Annotated in this window: 1 protein-coding gene; it reads left to right on the top strand. The window is 53.8% G+C overall.

Annotated elements, in window-relative coordinates; genetic code table 11:
• A partial coding sequence (locus tag Q1A53_RS23370; protein ID WP_299971822.1) for a hypothetical protein occupies positions 1-251 on the top strand: 251 nt, incomplete at both ends.

Genomic DNA, 251 nt, shown 5'->3' with positions numbered 1-251 from the left:
TGAGCTTCTCGAAGACTTTGGAGACGATCCGAGTTGCGCGCATCTGGATGAAGAGACGGCGCGCGCGTTTCTGATGAACTTTTGGAACATCGTGACCATCTTCGCCGAACTCGGCTTCCGGGTTGCACCGACAAGCGCCGAGGTTGTTGATAACGCACCAGAAAATCTTCGCGCGCTCCGCGTCGATGTGTTATCCTTGCTTACCGAAGAAGATACAGCGCATGAAACAGTTGCACCCCGTTCAACCCAAA

The organism is uncultured Roseobacter sp. (genome assembly GCF_947496515.1).
Lineage (GTDB): Bacteria > Pseudomonadota > Alphaproteobacteria > Rhodobacterales > Rhodobacteraceae > Roseobacter.
Note: the sequence above shows the minus strand (reverse complement) of the source record. Positions and strands in the feature narration are given on the sequence as shown.